Annotated in this window: 13 protein-coding genes; all 13 read right to left on the bottom strand. The window is 21.3% G+C overall.

All coding sequences use genetic code 11. From position 1 onward, the window contains the following. Positions 1–37: 37 nt before the first annotated feature. A complete protein-coding gene (locus GJU01_RS01845; protein WP_168868141.1) occupies positions 38–535 on the bottom strand; it encodes an NADH-quinone oxidoreductase subunit J in 498 nt (165 codons plus the stop codon). Positions 536–561: 26 nt separating this feature from the next. Further along, complete coding sequence (gene nuoI / locus GJU01_RS01850; RefSeq protein WP_168868142.1) at positions 562–1,104, bottom strand: NADH-quinone oxidoreductase subunit NuoI; 543 nt, start codon at positions 1,102–1,104, stop codon at positions 562–564. Between the two features lie 18 nt (positions 1,105–1,122). Continuing rightward, positions 1,123–2,097, bottom strand: a complete 975-nt coding sequence (gene nuoH, locus GJU01_RS01855; RefSeq protein ID WP_168868143.1) for an NADH-quinone oxidoreductase subunit NuoH — start codon at positions 2,095–2,097, stop codon at positions 1,123–1,125. Then, positions 2,094–4,817, bottom strand: coding sequence for an NADH-quinone oxidoreductase subunit NuoG (gene nuoG / locus GJU01_RS01860; protein ID WP_168868144.1), 2,724 nt, complete (start codon positions 4,815–4,817; stop codon positions 2,094–2,096). Before nuoG ends, nuoH begins: the two co-directional genes overlap by 4 nt. An 83-nt stretch (positions 4,818–4,900) precedes the next feature. Further along, positions 4,901–6,181 (bottom strand): NADH-quinone oxidoreductase subunit NuoF, encoded by a 1,281-nt coding sequence (nuoF, locus tag GJU01_RS01865; RefSeq protein WP_168868145.1) that lies wholly within the window; start codon positions 6,179–6,181, stop codon positions 4,901–4,903. Then, entirely contained in the window at positions 6,129–6,674 is a 546-nt protein-coding gene (gene nuoE / locus GJU01_RS01870) for an NADH-quinone oxidoreductase subunit NuoE (RefSeq protein WP_168868146.1), read from the bottom strand. Before nuoE ends, nuoF begins: the two co-directional genes overlap by 53 nt. 10 nt (positions 6,675–6,684) lie before the next feature. Then, positions 6,685–8,499, bottom strand: coding sequence for an NADH-quinone oxidoreductase subunit C/D (gene nuoC, locus GJU01_RS01875; RefSeq protein ID WP_425482427.1), 1,815 nt, complete (start codon positions 8,497–8,499; stop codon positions 6,685–6,687). A 40-nt stretch (positions 8,500–8,539) separates the two neighbouring features. Next, positions 8,540–9,205 (bottom strand): NuoB/complex I 20 kDa subunit family protein, encoded by a 666-nt coding sequence (locus tag GJU01_RS01880; RefSeq protein WP_168868148.1) that lies wholly within the window; start codon positions 9,203–9,205, stop codon positions 8,540–8,542. A 32-nt stretch (positions 9,206–9,237) separates the two neighbouring features. Next, positions 9,238–9,621, bottom strand: a complete 384-nt coding sequence (gene ndhC, locus GJU01_RS01885) for an NADH-quinone oxidoreductase subunit A (RefSeq protein WP_246208930.1) — start codon at positions 9,619–9,621, stop codon at positions 9,238–9,240. A 27-nt stretch (positions 9,622–9,648) separates the two neighbouring features. Continuing rightward, positions 9,649–10,953: a threonine synthase gene (gene thrC, locus GJU01_RS01890; RefSeq protein ID WP_168868149.1), complete on the bottom strand. Its 1,305-nt coding sequence runs from the start codon at positions 10,951–10,953 to the stop codon at positions 9,649–9,651. After that, positions 10,950–11,891, bottom strand: a complete 942-nt coding sequence (gene thrB, locus GJU01_RS01895) for a homoserine kinase (protein ID WP_168868150.1) — start codon at positions 11,889–11,891, stop codon at positions 10,950–10,952. Before thrB ends, thrC begins: the two co-directional genes overlap by 4 nt. Before the next feature lie 24 nt (positions 11,892–11,915). Continuing rightward, entirely contained in the window at positions 11,916–14,378 is a 2,463-nt protein-coding gene (gene thrA / locus GJU01_RS01900; RefSeq protein ID WP_168868151.1) for a bifunctional aspartate kinase/homoserine dehydrogenase I, read from the bottom strand. A 329-nt stretch (positions 14,379–14,707) separates the two neighbouring features. Next, positions 14,708–16,951 (bottom strand): DNA topoisomerase IV subunit A, encoded by a 2,244-nt coding sequence (parC, locus tag GJU01_RS01905; protein ID WP_168868152.1) that lies wholly within the window; start codon positions 16,949–16,951, stop codon positions 14,708–14,710. Between the last annotated feature and the right edge of the window lie 100 nt (positions 16,952–17,051).

The following is a 17,051-nucleotide window of genomic DNA, read 5'->3' on the forward strand; positions in this document are numbered from 1 at the left end:
ATATTCTTCTATTTTATAAAATTTAAAAGTATTTTTATTATTCTTTTGTTGTACCTATATGCAAAACAATGATTATACCAGATAATAAAAGTATTGAGATTAATTCAATAATTATTTTATAGTTTGTAAATAAATTTACTCCTATATCAATTATATTAATAAAATTCATAACAATATATTTTTTATTATATAAATTTTTTAAAATATAAAATATAAATATTAAAAATAATAAATTAAGAAAGAATATAGTAATTAAAAACAGTATTTTTTTAAATAAAAATTTTTTTTCTTCTAATTTAATATTTTTATAATTTAAGAACATTAAAACAAATATAAATAAAATAACGATAGCTCCTGCATAAATAATAATTTCTAATGAACCGGCGAAATAATCTCCTAAAATAAAAAATATACATGATATTGAAATTAGTGAAATTAAAAAATATAATAATGTATAGATAGGATTAATACTAATAATAATTAAAAATGTAAAAATTATAGATATACATCCTAAAATATAAAATATGATTTCCATATGAGATACCTTTTTTAAAATTAAAATTATGGTAATATATTTTTTATATCTACTTCGATATTTGAACATTTATCCTTTTTATTAGGATTATTTTTTATATTAACTCCTGAAATATCATAAAAATTATATTTTAAATATTTTCCTTGATTATTTATTAATAAATCATTTTTTTCATATATTAAATCTTTTCTATTGAATTCACATAATTCAAAATCTGGAATTAATTGTATTGCTCCTGTAGGACATGATTCTTCACAAAAACCACAAAAAATACATCTAGATAAGTTAATTCTAAAAAATTTTGGGTAAGATCTACCATCTTTATTTATTCCTTTTTTTAATGTTATACAACTAACTGGACATGAAACTGCACAAAGATTACAAGCAACACAACGTTCATTATTATTTGAATCAGATGTTAATATAATTCTTCCTCTATATCTTGGTGGTAAATAAATTTTTTCTTCTGGGTACATTATAGTTTCTCTTTTATTAAAGAGATTCATAAAGACTAAAAAAATACTTCTTATTTGACTAATTAAAGCAATAAAAAAAAATTTTATTTTCATGATTATTTTAAAATATAATTATTTGAATACTACAAAAAATGCAGTAATAATAAGATTAATTAATGTTAATGGTAAACATATAAACCAACTAAAATACATTACGTTATCATAACGAGGTCTAGGTAATGATGCTCTAATTAAAAAAAATAACATTATAAAAATAATAGTTTTTCCTAAATACCATATAATAGGAGGTAAAAAAGGTCCTAACCATCCTCCAAAAAATAAAATTACAATTAAAGAAGATAATACTATTATATTAATATATTCTCCTACAAAAAATAAACCAAATTTCATTCCAGAATATTCAATATGATAACCATCAATTAATTCTTGTTCTGCTTCTGGTTGGTCAAAAGGATATCTATGGCATAATGCAATGGAAGCTATAAAAAATGCTATAAAACCAAAAAATTGAGGAATTATATTCCAATAATTCTTATATTGATAATAAACTATATCAAAAAGGTTAAAAGAACCTGTTTGACAGATAATACCCATAACGGATAAACCTAAGAAAATTTCATAACTTATTATTTGTGCAACACCTCTAATTGACCCTAATAAAGCATATTTATTTCCACTAGACCATCCTGCAAATAAAATAGAATAAATTGAAAGACTAGCCATCATAAAAAAAAAAAGTATTCCAATATTTAGATTGGATATCATTAATTGAGGAGTAATTGGTAATATAGCAAATACAGATAATAATGTATTAAAAGCTATAATGGGGGCAATATTAAATAATATTTTATTTGAAAAATTCGGTGTCCAATCTTCCTTAAAAATAATTTTTATCATATCTGCTAATATTTGTAAACATCCATATAATCCTACTCTATTAGGACCATAACGATTTTGCAATAAAGCTAATATACGTCTTTCAGTAAAACTTAAGAAAGCTCCACTTATTATTAATAATAATAATATTAATATTATTTTTAATAAATAAATTATTTTTATAGAATTTAAACAAGAAAATAAAATCATTTTAATACCTTTATTTTTTCAATAGATTTTCCTAACAAAGATAATGGAATTTTTTTTACTCCTAATGGTATACTAATTAATCCTTGATGTAAAAATTCTGAAATACATGCCTTTAATATAAAAAAATTATTTAAACAATGTAATTCAATTAAATTATTATCTAAAATTTCTAATCTTTTAGCATCTTTTTTGTTAAAAAAAACATAATGATAAGGAAAATATTTTTGTATTAAAGGAGATTTTTGTATTAAACTATTACTATGAAATAAAGTATGATGGGCAATAATTATTAATTTATTAGATAAAATATATTCATAATTATGATTATCTTTTTTTATTTTTACTACATAGTTTTTTTTTTGTAAAATTTTAAATCCTGTAGATCCATATTTTGATGATACTCCTATTTCTTTTTGAAATTTATATAATGATTGAGAAGAATTCCATCCTGGAGACCATAAAAATGGTATATGTTTTAAATTAATATTTGAATTATAATTTCCTTCCATAGAAAAATTAAAAATAGTATCAATATCTTCTGGTTGTTGTGGTTCATGTATATCAATATTAGAAAATATTGATGTTCTTCCACTATATCTAGCGGGAGATCTTGCAAATTTTCTATTATATACTTTATAATTAGTAGAAGGTGCTGTTAAATTAATACCATTTAATATTGGAATGTATTTTTCACATTTTTTGATAATACTATCTAAAGTAATTTTATTATTCAAATTTTTTAATTTTGCGTAAATTTTATATATCCATTTCCAACTAGATTTTCTATCATTGTTTTTATTATAAAAAGAAGGTTTATATACTTGAAAAAATCGTTGTGCTCTACACTCATTATTAATTACAGTACCATTACTCTCTATAAAATTTGATACTGGTAATATTATATGAGCTTTTTGCATAGTTTTAGTAAAAATATGATCTAAAACAATTATATTCGGAATTTTTGAAAAAAAATTATTTAGTTTATGTTTTTCTTCATAAAAATACAAATCATTTTCCATAATAATAATTATATCTATATTAAAATTATTAGATGGATTTTTTATAAATAAATCACATAAAGATTTTCCTTTAATTAAATTTACTCCCATACTATTTACTTTATTTAAGACATAAAATAAACCTACATTTTTTTTTTTTTCATTTAATGCTTTTGTAATAGCATAAGATGCCGAAATTATTTCTATAGAACTAGCACCAGTTCCAGAAATAATTAAAGGTTTTTTAGCATTTAATAATATTTCTTTTATTTTGAAAATTTTATTTTTTAATTTTTTATCATTTAAAGAAAAATGAATATTATTATTTTTAATATAATCAGCTAATATAAACCCAAATTTAGATTGATTAAGAGTCGGTGCATAATAATTCCATAAAGCAATATCATCTAATGATGTTTTGTCATTACTTGTAATAATTAATGGATTAATAGATTGATTTCTTAAATTTAAAATTGCATCAAAATTCCAATAAGGAATATTTTTATGTTCTTTAATATCCAAATGATTTTTTACAGCTTGTCTTACTGCTAAAGCGGCTCTAGGATTAGTATTTGTTAAATCTTCCCCTAATATTAAAATAGCATCATGATTTTCTATTTCAGATAATGTAGGGAAATATATATTTTTATTTTGTAATATTTTAATAATATAATTAACTTGTTCTTGTTCATTTTTTAAAATACCTAAATAAAAATTATCTTTTCCGACTAATTTTTTTAAAATAAAATTACTTTCTACACTAGCTCTAGGAGAGCCAATTCCTACAATTTTTTTTGATTTTGATATTAAATTAGCAATTTTTTTGATAATTTTTTTATCATTTAAAACAAATTTTTTATTATTTTTATAATATATTATTTTAATAGGATTATTTTTTAAAAAGAGATATCCATAACCAAAATAACCTCTATCACAAAGAAAATAATGATTTATTTTTTCATGGAATCTATTTTGTATACTAGATAATTGTCCATAACGTTCTCCTACAGAAATATTACATCCTAACGAACAGTGTTGACAAATGCTAGGAGCATATTGGAGATCCCATTTTCTTGCATAATTTATATTATATGTTTTATCAGTAAAAACTCCAGTTGGACATATTTCAATTAAATTACCAGAAAAAGGATTTTTTAATTTACCGTCTAAATATCTCCCAAAATAAATATTATCTTTTGAACCAAAAACATTAAAATCTTTTCCATCTGAATAATTTTTATAAAATCTTAAACAACGATAACATGTAATACAACGGTTCATTGTGTGTGATATAAATGGTCCTAAATATTGATTTTTATATTTTCTTTTAGTAAAATTATATCTACGTATATTATGTCCTGTCATAACAGTCATATCTTGTAAATGACAACTACCTCCTTCATCACATATAGGACAATCATGTGGATGATTTAACATTAATAACTCAATATTTTTTTTACGAAAATTAATCGAATCTTTATCATTAATTGATATATATGAATTTTTGATAGGAGAAGACATACAGGACATAATTATATGTCCATTTTTTTTTTTAAAATTATCATATTGTTTTATTGCACATTGACGGCATGAACCTATACTACCTAAAACTGGATGCCAACAAAAATATGGTAAATTAAAACCTAATGATAGACATATTTTTAATAAATTATCTTTTTCATTAACTTTATATAATTGACCTTCTATATTGATATTAATCATAATATAAATTCCATAATCTTATTTTAGTATATATCAATTCTTTAATTTAAAAATATTATAAATAAATATTTTATATAAAAATTTTATTTAGTAATTCCATATTCAAACTCATGCAAAAAATATTTTAATGCACTATTTAAAGGTTCCATGGCACCTGGGGCATGAGCACAAAAAGAACCTCCATTTGTTAATTGTTGACTTATTTCTTTAAGAAGAGAAATATCTTTTTTAGAACCTCTTTTTTTTTCTAAATTATCTAGTATTTTAACAATCCAAGGTAAACCTTCTCTACAAGGAGTACAAAAACCACAAGATTCTCTTGCAAAGAAAATTTCTAAATTTTTTATTAAAGATAAGATATTAATGCTATTATCTATAGCCAAAGATATTCCTGTACCTAATCTACTACCTGCTTTACTGATATTTATAAAATCCATTGGTAAATCTAAATGATCTTGTGTTAATAGACCAGTTCCAGCACCACCTGGTAGCCAGGCCTTAAATATAAAACCTTTTTTCATCCCTCCTGCATATTTTTCTAGAATTTCTCGAGCAGTTATGCCAAAAGGTAATTCCCATAATCCAGGATTTTTTACATTTCCAGAAAATCCGAACAGTTTTGTACCAGTATCATATTTACTTTTAGATATTTTTTTGTACCAATCAGGGCCATATTTGACTATACCAGGTATATTAAATATCGTTTCAACATTATTGATACATGTTGGTTTACCCCATAAACCAACTATAGCTGGATATGGAGGTTTAAATCTTGGATTTGCACGTTTCCCCTCTAAAGAATTAATTAATGCTGTTTCTTCTCCACATATATATCTTCCCGCTCCAGTATGAAGGTATAAATCAAAAGTAAAATTACTATTTAATATATTTTTACCTAAAAAATTAACACTATAAGCTTCTTTTATTGCTATATTTAAAATATTTAAACAATTTATATATTCACCTCTTAAAAAAATATATCCTTTATTTGCTTGAATAGCAAAAGCACTAATTATTATACCTTCTATTAATTGATGAGGAATATGTTCTATTAAAAAACGATCTTTATATGTTCCAGGTTCCATTTCATCAGCATTACATAAAAAATAACGAATTTCTTTATTATGCTTTTTAGGTGGTATTAAACTCCATTTTAATCCAGTATAAAATCCTCCCCCACCTCTACCTTTTAATTTCGATTTTTTAATAATATTAATTATATTTTGAGGAGTATTCTTTAATAAACTATTTTTTAAACTTTGATAACCATCTTGTTTTATATATTTTTTTAAAAATATTGTTTTATTTTTATTAATACGCCATGTTAGAGGATGTGTTTCCGGATTGGGATTTATGATTTTCATTAATATAATTATCCAATATTTGATTTATATAATTAATAGATAATGAAGTATAAATTTTTTCATTAATCATTATAACTGGACTCTTTTCACAATGTCCTAAACAACATATAGGTATTAGAGTAAATAATTTATCAGAAGTTGTTTGTCCTGGTTTAATATGTAATTTATTTTCAATATATTTTAATATTTTTTCATATTTTGTTATATAACAAACAACACTATCACAATATTTAATAACATATTTACCTACTGGTGATCTAAAAATTTGACTATAAAATGTAGCTATACTATCAATTTCAGAAGGATTTATATTTAAAATATTAGAGATATTAATAATAATATCATCAGATATCCATCCATATTTTTTTTGAAAAAATATTAATATTTCAATAATAGCTGCATTATTATATTCATAATGATTTTTAATTTTATTAATTATTTTTAATTCTTCTTTACTTAAAGATATATTTATATTTTTAGTTATTTTTTTCATAAATTATATTTTAACGGTCTACATCAGACATAACAAAATCAATACTTCCTAAGTATGTAATTAAATCTGATATTAGACTACCTTGAATAACAGATGGTATTTGTTGTAAATGAGGAAAACTAGGTGTTCTAATTCTAGTTCGATAACTCATTGTACTACCATCACTAATTAAATAATAACTATTAATTCCTTTAGTAGCTTCAATCATTTGAAATGATTCATTTGCAGGTATTAATGGGCCCCAAGATACTTGGACAAAATGATGAATTAACGTTTCTATATGGTTTAACATTTTTTCTCTAGGAGGTGGAGTTGTTAAAGGATGATCAACTTTATATTCTCCTGCAGGCATATAATTAAGACATTGTGTAATAATACGTAAACTTTGCCAAATTTCTTCAAATTTTAATAAAATTCTTGAATAACAATCACTAATGTTATGACCTATAGGGATATCAAAATCAAAATTTTCGTATCCAGAATAAGGACGCCATTTACGAACATCAAAATTTAATCCAGTAGCTCTTAAACCCGTTCCAGTAATTCCCCAAGATATTGCTTCTTTCTGATTATAAAATGCTATATTTTTAGATCTAGATATTAAAATACTATTTTGCAATGCTATTTTTTTATATATATTTAACCTTTTAGGTAACCAATTTAATAATTTTTTTATTAAAATATCCCATCCATTAGGTAAATCTTGTGCTAAACCTCCGATTCTAAACCATGCAGGATGCATTCTAGCTCCTGTAATAGCTTCAATTATATCATATATTTTTTGTCTATCAGTAAAAACTAAAAATATAGGTGTCATTATACCTAAATCTTGCATAAAAGTAGATAAACATAATAAATGACTATTAATACGAAATAATTCAGATAACATTATTCTAATAACTTTAATTCTATCTGTTATAATAATATTAGCTAATTTTTCAATTGCAAGAATATAAGGCATTTCATTTATACAACCGCCTAAATATTCAATACGATCAGTATATGGAATATATGTATGCCATGTTTGACGTTCAGCTATTTTTTCTGCTCCTCTATGATGATATCCAATTTCAGGTATACATTGTATAATTTCTTCTCCAGATAATTGCAAAATTAGTCTAAAAGCTCCATGTACTGAAGGATGATTTGGTCCTAAATTTAAATACATATAATCATTTATTTTATTTTTTATAGGTATATTATTATTTTCTAGTTTAAATTGAGTAGATTTAATATCTTTTCTATATTTATTTTTTGTTAATATATAAGGCATAGATTCAGTTGCCCGAGAAGGAAAATCTTTACGTAAAGGATAACCATTATCCCAATTTTTGGGTAATAAAATATGTGATAAAGAAGGATGATTAATAAAATTAATTCCAAACATTTCCCAAATTTCTCTTTCATACCAATTTGCATTTTGAAAAAAATTTGTAATAGTATTAATATTTAGAAATTTTTCTTTCAGAGGGATTTTTATGATAATATCAGAATTTCTATTAATAGATATTAAATGATAAAATAATGAAAAATCCATTTTTTTCATTAATTTAAATTTATTAAAATGTAATCTTTCATCTATACCATGCATATCATATAACATATTATATGGATTTTTTATTTCTAAAAAAAATTTGATAAATTTTATTAAATCATTTGATTTAATCCAAATAGTAAAAGGAATTTTATGATTAAGATTATTTTGTATAATAAAATCTTTAAAATTAAACTTTTTATTTAACTCATTTATAATAGGTTCTGTATTTTTCTGAAAAAAAGATTTGTTATGTATCTCTCCTATTTTTTTAATTACATCATCAAAAATATTATGCATAAATAGACCTTATTATAAATATTTTTTAATACTATATATTTTTTATTGATTTAAATTTAATATTTTTAACATTTAAATGTTTATTTAATGATTTTTCAAATTTAGCTTTATAAACACCTTGATCGCCTATAACCCAAGATAAAGGACGTCTTTCATAATTTATAGCTTTTTGTAATGATAATAATGCTTGTATATAAGCTTCTGGTCTAGGAGGACATCCTGGTATATAAATATCTACAGGTAAAAATTTATCTACTCCCTGTACTACAGAATATATATCATACATTCCTCCAGAGTTAGCACAAGACCCCATTGAAATTACCCATTTAGGTTCTAACATTTGATCATATAATCTTTGTATAATAGGAGCCATTTTTAAAAAACATGTTCCAGCAATTACCATAAAATCAGCTTGTCTAGGAGATGCTCTTAAAACTTCTGAACCAAATCTTGAAATATCATTAATAGATGTAAAAGATGTAGTCATTTCAACATAACAACAAGATAGTCCAAAATTATAAGGCCATAAAGAATTTTTTCTCCCCCAATTAATAATTTTATTTGTAATTTTTTTTAAATTACCTAAAAAAATATTTTTACTAATTTGATCATTTAAAGGATCTATATTAATATTCTTTTTATTTTCTAGAGGGTAATTTTTTTTATTGTTTTGAATTTTATTTAGAATATATTTCATTTTCGTATATATGTATATAGTATTTTATATAATTAAATATTTTTATATTGCCAATTTAAAGCTTTCATTTTAAATAAATAAAATAAAGTAATTAAAAGAGTAAAAATAAATAGTATACCTTCAAAAAAACCTTCTAATTTTACTATTTTAATAGTAACAGCCCATAAATATAAATATAAAGATTCAACATCAAATATGATAAAAAATATTGCTATTAAATAATAATTAATGTGTATTTTAATTTGAGTATTACCATAGGAATAAACTCCAGATTCAAATGGTATTTGTTTATCTAATCCGGATGAACGACCTCCTAAAAAAGAGGAAATAAATATCATTATAGAACTAATAGTTATAGCAAAAACTTGAAATATTATAAAATATTGAGGATTATATATTAATTTATTGATTATCATAATTAATTTCTTCTTTTTAAGAATATGTTATATTACGTAATTTTGTATTAAAAATTTTTTTAAATAAGAAAAATTATTAGATAATTTATAGGATAAATTTTTTTTTTCTAAACAATTAATTAAAATATTAGGTAATAAAATTTTTTTATGTAGTGTATTATAAACATAATTTTGAAATTTAGCTGGATGAGCAGTACCAAGAAATATATTAAATGTATCTTTTTTTAAAATTTGTTTTTTTAATGCGCAAAAACTTACAGCTGAATGTGGTTCTAAAATATATTTATATTGATTATAAAAATTTATTATTGTATTAGTTGTTTGTATATCTGTAATTGGAAAAGACTCTAATTTTTTAAAATCCCAATTATTTTGGTTAAAAATTTCTATAATTCTAGGCCAATTATTAGGAATACTAACATCCATTGCATTAGATAATGTTGACACCGTTTTTTTAGGTTTCCAATACCCTGTTTTTAAAAATCTGGGTATTGTATCATTAATATTAGTTGCAGCAATAAACTTATGTATAGGTAATCCCATTGTTTGGGCTATTAATCCAGCAGTTAAATTACCAAAATTTCCACTAGGAACTGAAAATACTATTTTCTTTTGTTTTTGATCTAAAGGAATTTGTGAAAAAGCTTCAAAATAATAACATATTTGTGCTATTAATCTACTAATATTAATTGAATTTGCAGAATTTAAATATAATAATTTTTTAAGTTCTTTATCATTAAACACTTTTTTTATAAGTTTTTGGCAATCATCAAAATTACCTTTAATTGCAATTGTTTTAATATTATTTCCTAATGTACAAAATAATTTTTCTTGTAAAATAGAAATTTTTTTATAAGGATATAATATAACAACTTCAATATTTTGCATTTTATAAAAAGCATGAGCAACCGCAGCACCAGTATCACCAGAAGTAGCAGTTAAAATAAGAATTTTTTTTCCTTTATTAAAAAAATTTAACATTTGTGCCATAAAACGTACACCGAAATCTTTAAATGCTAAAGTAGGTCCGTGAAATAATTCCAAACAAGCAAGATTTTTATCAATTATATTTAATAATATAGGAAAATTAAATGCTTTATTTATTTTTATTTTTAATTCATCTAATGAAATTTCTTTTTTATTTAAAAAAAGTGAAATTATATAACTACTTCTATCTATAAAATTAAGATTTAATATATTTTTAATTATTTTATTATTTAATTTTGGTATATTTATTGGAAAAAATAAACCTTGTTTTTTCCCTAAACCTTTTTTTAAAGCATGACTAAAATTTTTTTTTTCTTCATGAAAATTAAGATTATAAAATTTCATTTTTGCTCCATAATTTGAGTACCTATATTATTAATTTTACATATGTAAACAAAACCTGTATTATTTTTTAAATAATTTTTTTTAAACCAATCCACCATATTATATGCAATATTTAAATTATTAAAAATACTAAAAACAGTAGGTCCAGATCCAGAAATTCCATAACTTAATGCACCTAATTTTTTTGCTGTATAAGAAACTTTTTCAAAATTAGGTATAAAAGATTTTCTATATGGTTCAGCAATAAAATCTTTCATTAATTTTGATGCTAATAATTCTTGTTTAGTATGACTAGCATTAATAAAACCTGCTAAATATTGACTTTGTTTAATAAAAATTTCTTTTTTATATAGTTTTGGTAACACTTTCCTAGAATAAAAAGTAGATAATTTAATACCCGGATATGCTATAACCCAGAACCAATTTCTGAAAATTGGAATATTTTGAATAATTAAATTATTTTTATTAATAACTAATATTAATTTCATACCACCTAATAAACAGGGAACAATATTATCGTAATGTATATTGCCAGATAATAATCCTTCTAATTCTCCCATTAATTTTAGTAAATCAATATTATTTAATGGATTATTACAAAATAAATTTATTGCTTTTAAACATGCAACAATTGAACAGGCACTAGAACCTAAACCTGATGCTACAGGAATATTTTTTTCTAAAATTATTTTTACCGGAATTTTTTTCCCAATTTTTTTACAAAATTTAACCCAACAATGAAAAATAATATTTTCATGATGATTTTTTGGTAAATCATTTAAAAAAAGACCTTTATTAATTAAAATAAATTTTTTAGATGACGAAATTGTTATAAAATCTCCTAAAAAACCTTTATCTATTCTTGATAATGCAATTCCTAAAGAATCAAACCCTACATTTATATTTCCGATTGAAGCAGGAGAATAAATTTTAATCATAAATAATAATTCCTTATAATTTAATTAAATTAAACGTAATAAATCATTTAATACTCCTGCTGCAGTAACATTATTTCCTGCTCCATATCCTCTTAAAATTAATGGATATGGTTGATAATAATTAGTATAAAAAGCAAAAGAATTTTCTCCATTTTTTATTTTAAAAAAAGGATGATTATTATCAATCTGTCTAATTTTTACTTTACATATACCTTGTGAATTTATACTACCTATATAACGTAATACTTGATGATTTTTTTTTGCTTCTTGAATTTTTTTTGTATAAATTATATCTAACTCTGATAAAGAATTTAAAAATTCTTTAAGAGACTTTTTTTTATTAAATGTATTAGGTATAATAGATTCAATATTAATATCATTTAATTCGATATTTAAACCAATTTCTCTTGCTAATATAAGTAATTTTCTAGCTACATCTATTCCAGTAAGATCAGATCTTGGATCTGGTTCAGTAAAACCCATTTCTTTAGCCATTATGATTGATTTTGATAAAGGAATACCTTCTTCTAATTTACCAAAAATAAATGAAAGTGAACCCGATAAGATTCCAATAAAATTATTAAGTTTATCACCTATTTTTATTATATTTTGTAATGTATTAATTACTGGTAATCCAGCTCCAACATTAGTTTCATAATAAAATTTTAAATGTAATTGATTTGCTGTTAAACGTATTTGTTTATAATATTCCATCGAAGAAGAATTTGCTTTTTTATTAGTAGCAATTATATTAAACCCATGATATAAAAAATCTATATATTTATCTGCAATTATTTGTGAAGAAGTACAATCAATAATTACGGGATTAATAAATTTATGTTGTTTAAATTGATACAATAAATTTTTTATTATATTACCAGAATTATTATAAATATTAGTATTACTAGCTTCTTTTTTCCAATTTTGGATACTAATTCCATTTTTATTAAATAAAAAAACTTTTGTATTAATAATACTACAGATTTTTAAATTAATGTTTTTATTTTTAAAATAATATTTATTTTGATCAATTTGTTTTAATAAAGTACTACCAATACCGCCAGTACCTATTATAAATATTTCTAATATTTTTTCTTTATTTAATAATATTTTGTGTGCTATTTTAATAATATTTTGTGCATATTTCCCTTTTATAGCAACAGTAATATAATTTTGAAAAATATTTTGTGATATAGTAAATATCTTTGTATTTGTTATTTTAAAAATATTTAAAAATTTAGAAATTAAATTTGTAGAATTTTTAATTTTATTATCAACTAATGTAATTAATGATAATTCTTTAATTATTTTAATTGATTTAATTAAATTATATTTTAATTCTAAATAAAATTCTTCTTTTAATAAAATATTTAAATTATTCACATCTTGATCTAAAATTAAAATATTAATATTACAATCTTCAGAAGATTGAGTTATAAAATAAATAGATATATTCAGTTTAAATATAAAAAATAATATTCGTGATATAATATTTTTAATTTGTTTATTTTTATCACCATTAATATTTAACATTGATATATTTTTTAACTCAGTAATTCCTTTTATTTTAGGTAAAATATTGTTTTTTTTATCAAAACTACTAATTAAAGTTCCAGTAGATTTTATATTCATAATATTTTTAATAACACAAGGTATATTATTTTGTAACATGGGTGCTAAAGTTTTATAATGAATTACTTTAGCCCCAAAATATGCTAATTTTAGAGCTTCTCTATAAGTAATAAATTTTAATAAATGAGTATTTGATACTAAATTAGGATCAGCTGTATATATACCATTAACATCAGTCCAAATTTCACAACATTTAGCTTTTAAACAAACAGATAATACTGCAGCTGAATAATCAGAACCATTTCTCCCCAATAATACTGTTTCTTTTTTTTCATTAACAGCAGAAAATCCAGGCATTAATATGACATTAATATTTAATAAATTAATATTTTTAATATTTTTAAAAGTTAAGTCAATATCTATTGTTGATTCTAAATAAGTTCCATATGCTAATAAATATTTTTTAGGAGAAATTACAAATATTTTATATTTTTTTATTTTTAATAAACTTTCTAATAAAAGAATAGAAAATTTTTCACCTTGTGATAAAATTTTTGCTTTAATCATATGAGGACAATAATTAAGTAAATTAATACCACATAAAAATTTTTCTATCTTATTTATAATTTTGTTTATACGATACATTATAGTATAAATATCTAAATTTTTTATATTTTTTTTTAAATTATTAGTTAAATTTATAAAAAATTTTTGGATATAAATTATGTCTATTTTATAATTTTTTTTTTTTATAGATTTTTCTATCATGTTTTCTAAAATATTTGTAATATTTGCAGGAGCAGATAAAACAACAGCTACCTGTTCATTTTTTAGATAAATCTTCATGATGTTAATTACTAATAAAAATCTTTCTGCATTTTTTAAAGATGTTCCACCAAATTTCAATACTCTCATATTGTTAAACCTACCTAAAATTTTAAAATATAAAAATATGAATAAATATATTTATAATTTTTATGAAATAAATATATAACAATGATTTTATTATTTAAATCGAAATATTTGATTTATTTAAATTATTAAATAAATGAAGTTTTTTTATTTTAAATAAAAATTTTAAAAAAAAATTATAAAAAATTTAAAATATAAAATAATTTTACTTACATAAAATTATTATTTTTTTATAGTTTGAAATTAACTTATGCATATTATAACATGAATAACACATTATTATTTAACTAATTTAATAGTTTATATAAATGTTTTTATATAACTAAATTGTATTATTTTAAAAAAACATCTTTAATATTTCTAATATTTTTATATAAAAATCCTTTTCCTCCTTTAACTGCAAAAAAATTTTTTAATTCTTGATATTTTAATTTAAATTCTTTATTATTAGTTTTTATATAAATTATAGAATTTTTATTAATAAGAAATATCCATTTTAATTTATCTTTTTTTTGAATAAAATCTTTATTATTAATAAAAATTAATCTATTTCCTTTACCTCTAGAAAGTTTAGAAATTTCATTAATAGAAAATAATAAAAATTTACTTAAAGAAGATACAGTTAATATTTTAAAATTTTTATTTTTAATTACTAATGGTGGTAATATTTCAGCATTATCTGATAAATTAATAGATAATTTTCCATTTCTATTACAAGCAATTAAATCATGAAACTTACATATAAAACCATAACCAGAACTAGAAGCTAAAATTATTTCCCTATTATTAGATTCCATTAATAAACTTTTAATTACAGATCCTTGTGGAATATTTAATTTTCCATTTAAAGGTTCTCCTTGACTACGAGCTGCAGGTAAGGAAAAAGAATCAATACTATAACTACGTCCTTTTGAATCTAAAACTACTATAGTTTGATTCTTTTTCCCTTTTACTGAAATTAAAAAAGAATCTCCTGATTTGTAATTTAAATTTAAAGGATCTATAGTATGACCTTTAGCACATCTAATCCATCCCATTTTAGATAAAATAATTGTAATAGGTTCACTTAAAATTAATTCAGATTCATTTAATAATTTTGCTTCTTTTCTTTTTTTAATAATTGAACGACGAGGATTTTCATATTTATTAGAAGATAATAAAATTTCTTTTTTTAAAAGTAAATTTATGTTTTTTTCTGAAAATAATATTTTTTCAATTTTTTTATGTTCTACTTCCAATTTTTTTTTCTCATTTATTAAATTTTTTTCTTCTACAAATGAAATAGAACGTAATTTGAAATTAAGTAGTGTTTCTATTTGTATATCAGTAAGATTAAATTTTTTTTTAATAATAGCATGCGGTTTTAAATTAAAACGAATAATTTTTATAAAAACTTCTAAATTAGAATAGATTATTAATAATCCTTTAATTATGTGTAATCTTTTATTAATTTTTTTTAAATAAAAATTTAAACGTTTTTTTATTATTTTTTTTCTAAATAAAATCCATTCTGATAATATTTCTATTAAATTTTTTACAGCTGGTTTATGATCTAAACCTATCATATTTAAATTAATACGATAATTTTTTTCTAAATCAGTAATAAAAAATAAATGATACATAATTTTTTCAATTTTTAAATAATTAAAATTATTACGAATTACAATGACTATTCTAGTTGGATTTTCATAATCAGATTCATCTCTTATTTCTTCAATCATTGGTAATTTTTTATTTCTCATTTGTGTTGTAATTTGCTCAATAATACGTATTCCAGAAATTTGATATGGTAATGATGTAATAATTACTGTATTATCTTTTATTTTCCATACTGCTCTTAATTTAATAGAACCTCTACCCTTTTCATATATTTTATAAATTTCATCTTTAGGTGTTATAATTTCACTTCCAGTTGGAAAATCTGGACCTTGAATAATATTCAAAATTTCATTTAATTTAATTTTGGGATAATCAATTAACTTTATTATAGCATTAGATATCTCTTTAATATTATGAGGAGGTATATCTGTTGCCATTCCTACTGCTATTCCTGTTGATCCATTTAAAATTATATTTGGTAAACATGCTGGTAATATTTTAGGTTCTAATAAAGTCCCATCAAAATTAGGTATAAATTTTACAGTATCTTTTTCTACTTCATTTAATAATATATCAGAATATTTTGCTAAACGAGATTCTGTATATCTCATTGCCGCAAATGATTTAGGATCATCTTGCGATCCCCAATTACCTTGTCCCTCTATTAAAGGATATCTATAAGAAAATGGTTGCGCCATTAAAACCATTGCTTCATAACAAGCTACATCTCCATGAGGATGATATTTACCAATAACATCTCCAATTGTTCTAGCTGATTTTTTAAATTTACATGATGATTTTAATCCTAATTCAAACATAGCATATATAATTCTTCTTTGTACTGGTTTTAAGCCATCACCAATATGAGGTAGTGCTCTATCAGAAATTACATAAATAGAATAGTTTAGATAAGCATGTTCTGCAAATTTATCTAATAATATTGATTCTATTGTATTTTTTTTTATTAATTTACTCATTTATTACCTTCTAAATATAATTTTAGATAAAATATATATTTTTTATTATAAAGAAACTTTTTAATATTTTAACTATCAAATAATTAAATTTATATTTATA

The sequence above is a fragment of the Enterobacteriaceae endosymbiont of Donacia vulgaris genome (genome assembly GCF_012568445.1).
In the GTDB taxonomy this organism is placed as follows: domain Bacteria; phylum Pseudomonadota; class Gammaproteobacteria; order Enterobacterales; family Enterobacteriaceae.

Bases quoted from the DNA above. Each gene is read 5' to 3' on its own strand.
- GJU01_RS01845 (WP_168868141.1), bottom strand. From the start codon at position 535: ATGGAAATCATATTTTATATTTTAGGATGTATATCTATAATTTTTACA.
- nuoI (WP_168868142.1), bottom strand. From the start codon at position 1,104: ATGAAAATAAAATTTTTTTTTATTGCTTTAATTAGTCAAATAAGAAGT.
- nuoH (WP_168868143.1), bottom strand. From the start codon at position 2,097: ATGATTTTATTTTCTTGTTTAAATTCTATAAAAATAATTTATTTATTA.
- nuoG (WP_168868144.1), bottom strand. From the start codon at position 4,817: ATGATTAATATCAATATAGAAGGTCAATTATATAAAGTTAATGAAAAA.
- nuoF (WP_168868145.1), bottom strand. From the start codon at position 6,181: ATGAAAATCATAAATCCCAATCCGGAAACACATCCTCTAACATGGCGT.
- nuoE (WP_168868146.1), bottom strand. From the start codon at position 6,674: ATGAAAAAAATAACTAAAAATATAAATATATCTTTAAGTAAAGAAGAA.
- GJU01_RS01880 (WP_168868148.1), bottom strand. From the start codon at position 9,205: ATGAAATATATTCTAAATAAAATTCAAAACAATAAAAAAAATTACCCT.
- ndhC (WP_246208930.1), bottom strand. From the start codon at position 9,621: ATGATAATCAATAAATTAATATATAATCCTCAATATTTTATAATATTT.
- thrC (WP_168868149.1), bottom strand. From the start codon at position 10,953: ATGAAATTTTATAATCTTAATTTTCATGAAGAAAAAAAAAATTTTAGT.
- thrB (WP_168868150.1), bottom strand. From the start codon at position 11,891: ATGATTAAAATTTATTCTCCTGCTTCAATCGGAAATATAAATGTAGGG.
- thrA (WP_168868151.1), bottom strand. From the start codon at position 14,378: ATGAGAGTATTGAAATTTGGTGGAACATCTTTAAAAAATGCAGAAAGA.
- parC (WP_168868152.1), bottom strand. From the start codon at position 16,951: ATGAGTAAATTAATAAAAAAAAATACAATAGAATCAATATTATTAGAT.